The organism is Methylomagnum sp. (assembly GCF_054333355.1).
In genome coordinates, this window is sequence record NZ_JBTEKS010000420.1 from 1 (window position 1) to 3,650 (window position 3,650).

2 protein-coding genes are annotated in these 3,650 nt (G+C 67.3%); both read right to left on the reverse strand.

The features are described 5' to 3' along the window. Window positions 1-1,086: beta-ketoacyl [acyl carrier protein] synthase domain-containing protein (locus ACXWUF_RS20405; RefSeq protein ID WP_458503373.1), on the reverse strand; the 1,086-nt coding region annotated here is incomplete at its 3' end. Next, window positions 1,083-3,650 (reverse strand): SDR family NAD(P)-dependent oxidoreductase (locus ACXWUF_RS20410; RefSeq protein ID WP_458503374.1); only part of this gene is annotated, 2,568 nt, incomplete at its 5' end. The genes ACXWUF_RS20405 and ACXWUF_RS20410, both read right to left, overlap by 4 nt.

Sequence of the window (3,650 nt, forward strand, 5' to 3'; positions counted from 1 at the left end):
GTCGAACTCGATGGGGTCGCCCAAGCGGGTGCCGGTGCCGTGGGCTTCCACGTAGCCGAGGGTGGCCGGGTCGATGCCGTGGGTGTTGTAGACCGCGCATTCCAGGGCGCTTTGCGACGGCCCGTTGGGGGCCGAAATGCCGTTGGACCGGCCATCCTGATTGATGGCGGAACCCCGGATGATGCCGCGAATGCTGTCCCCGTCGGCCAGCGCCTTGTCCAAGCGCTTGAGGACCACCACGCCCACCCCTTCGGCGGGGACGAAGCCATCCGCCGCCGCGTCGAAGGTCTTGCAGCGGCCATCGGGGGCCAGCATTTCCGAAGCGGTGGCCTGCGCGTGGAAACGCGGCGTCGCCAGCACCGACACGCCGCCCGCCAGGGCCAGTTCGCTCTCGCCCTTACGCAGGCTTTCAGAGGCCAAATGCACCGCCACCAAGGACGAGGAACAGGCCGTGTCCACCGCCAGACACGGCCCTTTGAAATCGAAGAAATAGGCGACGCGGGCGGGCAGGATGGAGGTCAGATTGCCCAGGAAGCCGTAGGAATCCGGTGCCTGCCCGGCTTCCAGCAGGTGGACATAGTCACCGCCCTGACAACCGGCGAACACCCCGGTGCGGCTGCCTTTCAAGGCGTCCCGCGAATAGCCCGCGTCGGCCAGGGCGCGGCAAACTTCCAGCAGGAACAGCCGTTGCTGCGGGTCCATCACCTCGGCCTCCTTGGGCGAGGTGTTGAAGAACAGCGGGTCGAACAGGTCGTATTGCTCCAGAAATCCGCCGTGATATTGCCCCGCCGCCACGCCGCGCCAAGCGTCCCGATGCAGGGGGGCGGTGGTCACGCTGTCCCGGCCAGCGGCGAGGTTCTCCCAGAATTCCCGGACATCGCGGGCGCCGGGGAACTGCCCGGCATAGCCGATGATGGCGATGGCCGAGTCCGCCGCCTCTGCTTGTGCCGATGTAGCGGACGATTCCGCTAGGTCATGGCCGGGCGGTGGGGCCGCTTCCAGCAACAGCCGCGCCGCCTCCTTGGGCGAAAGCCTGCCTTCCGCTACTTGGCGCAGGATTGCTTGGCGATGGGATGGAGGCTTCATGGGCTTGTTTCCGAGAGGAGATGGGCGATGAGCTGATCCGCGTCTCCAAGGCTGATGGCCCCGTCGCGGAGTTGTTCTAGGTAGTGTTCGGCGGTGGCGGCTTTATCGGGGGCCGGGGATAAGCTGGTTTCCGGGCGGAGGGTGAGCGAGTCGGCGAACTCCGCCAAGATATGCCCGGCCAGGGTCCGAATGCTGGCGTAGTTGTAGAGGTCGCCGTTGCGCAGCCGCAGCCCCAAGGCTTGATTCAACTGGGCGATGAGTTCCACCGCCAGGATGGAATCCACCCCGAAGTCGGCGAAGGGCGCGTCGGGGTTCAGTTCGGCGGGGTCGATGGCAAGCACCGCCGCCACGGTGGCCGTGATGGCCTGCTCAATTTGAGCTAGGCCGATGGCCGGTGCCGCCGCGACGACGACATCGGGATTTGGAGCGGGGGCGGAAGCGGTCGCCGCCGGAATCTCGGACACGTCGCGCAACACCTGCCCGCCGCTTTCGGCCACTAGGATATGGTAGGGAAAACGCCCGTCCGGCCCGGCGGGGGACAGCGCGAGGCTGCGCTCAAACCCAGCTTCCGCCAGCATTTGCCGCCACGCCGCCACGCCCAGCAGGGGCGAATCCGGCAGGTTGCGCCCGCCGTCCTGATACAGCCACCAGCCGTCCAGCAGCCCATAGGGCAGGGTGATGAAATCCAGCGCCTCGGTCCCTTCGTTGGCGATGAGCCAGCCGCCCCGCTTGAGGTAGCGGGCCACATGGCGGAGGGTTTGATCCAGGGCGCGGGTGGCGTGCAGCACATTGGCCGCGATGACCAAATCGAAGTTTCCCGGCGCCGGCACGCCCGCGACGGGGGGCTGCTCGATGTCCAGGGTTTGGAACCGGACAAAAGGATAGTCCGCCTGGAAGGTCCGGCGTCCGTGGGCCACGAAGGCTTGGGAGAGGTCGGTGTAAACATAGTCCACCCGCGCCCCCCGCGCTTTGAGGCTACGCAACAAGGGGGCGCTGGTTCCGCCGGTCCCCGCGCCGATTTCCAGGATGCGCACGGGAGCTTCCCGGCCCTCGTCCCGCCGCCGGAGATAGACGCCGACGGTGCGGATCAAGGCTTCGTTCACCGGATCGGCGATGGGGTTGTCGCGGTAAATGCCCTCCACCAAGCGCATGGAAGCCTCGGGAAACAGCACTTCCGTGGCGGGCACCCGGCCCTGGAGTATCTCGGGATAGCTCGCCAGACACACGGCCACCAAGTCGATGAACGCTTTCATGCGGGGATGCCGCGCCATCAGTTGATCACGCATCGCCGCCAACTGATTTGCCCCCTCTCCCCACGGGAGAGGGTTGGGGTGAGGGCGATCAAATAAAAGTTTTCTTTCTTCGTCCGCATCACGCCACACCGCCACCACCCTGGCCCCGGCGATAACGACCCCATCCCGCCCCGTCACGAATCCCGCCTTCTCCAGCATGGTCAACAGGGCACCCAACAGGCGCTCATAGTCGGGCAGAATGCCGAGACGCTCCCGCAACCCGGTCCGGTCATGGCGCTCCCCGGCTTCGCGGAACACGCCGAGCGCCTGGAACACGGCCAGAATCCCCCGCTGGCAATAGTCCGAGACCTCGCGGATGGCCGCTTCCGACCCGGCGGTGCCGGGGCAGGCGGGGAGTCCGGCCAGTTCCCGCCATGCCAGGGCGAACAGCGGCGGCGCGGCGGAGTCTGCTGCCGCCACGATTTGCCCGGCCAAGGCGCCCATCGCTTCCAGGACTTCGGCTTCGGCCTTCACCACCACCAGTTGCGGGGCGGGCAAGGCGAGGGCGGTTTCGATGGCGGCGAGCCCTTCCTCCGCCGACAACATGCCGTAACCCAGCACGTCCAGATGGCTGGTCACGGCTTGATCGGCGGCGTTGCCCACCGCCCAGTATCCCCAGTTGATGGCCCGCACCGGATAGCTCGCTTGGGTGTCCAACCGGGCGGCGTAGCCATCCAGGAAGGCGGACCCCGCCGCGTAAGCCGCTTGGCGCTTGTCGCCCACGAAGGATTGGATTGAGGAAAAGAACACCTGGAAATCCAAGTCCAGATCGCGCACCGCTTCCGCCAGTAGGACACTGCCCGCCGTTTTGGGCGCGAGGATGGCCCGGAAACTGGATTCGTCCGTGTCGGCCAGCGCCGCATCGGACAGGACCATGGTGGCGTGGATGACGCCGTGGATTGCTCCGAAGGCGGCGCTGGCTTCATTGAGGGCCAAGGCCAGATTCGCCGCCGCCTCCGACACATCGGCGGACAGGTACAGCGCCTCGCCGCCCAGGGCGCGGATGGAGTCAAGCCGGGCCTGAATCCCCGAATCCAACGCCCGCCGCCCCAGCCAGACCAGCCGCGCCCGGAAGCGCTCGGCCAGCAAGCGGCTCAGGGCATAACCCACCTCGCCCGCCCCGCCCGCGATGAGGTAAACGCCTTCGTCGCGGAAGATCGACCGGCGCGGCGTGTCCGAAGCTAGCCGGGCCAGCCGCCGTTGCCACAGCAGCCCATCCCTCGCCAACAAGGGCCGGAACGCGGGACCGACGGCTTCCATGTCCCCGGCCAG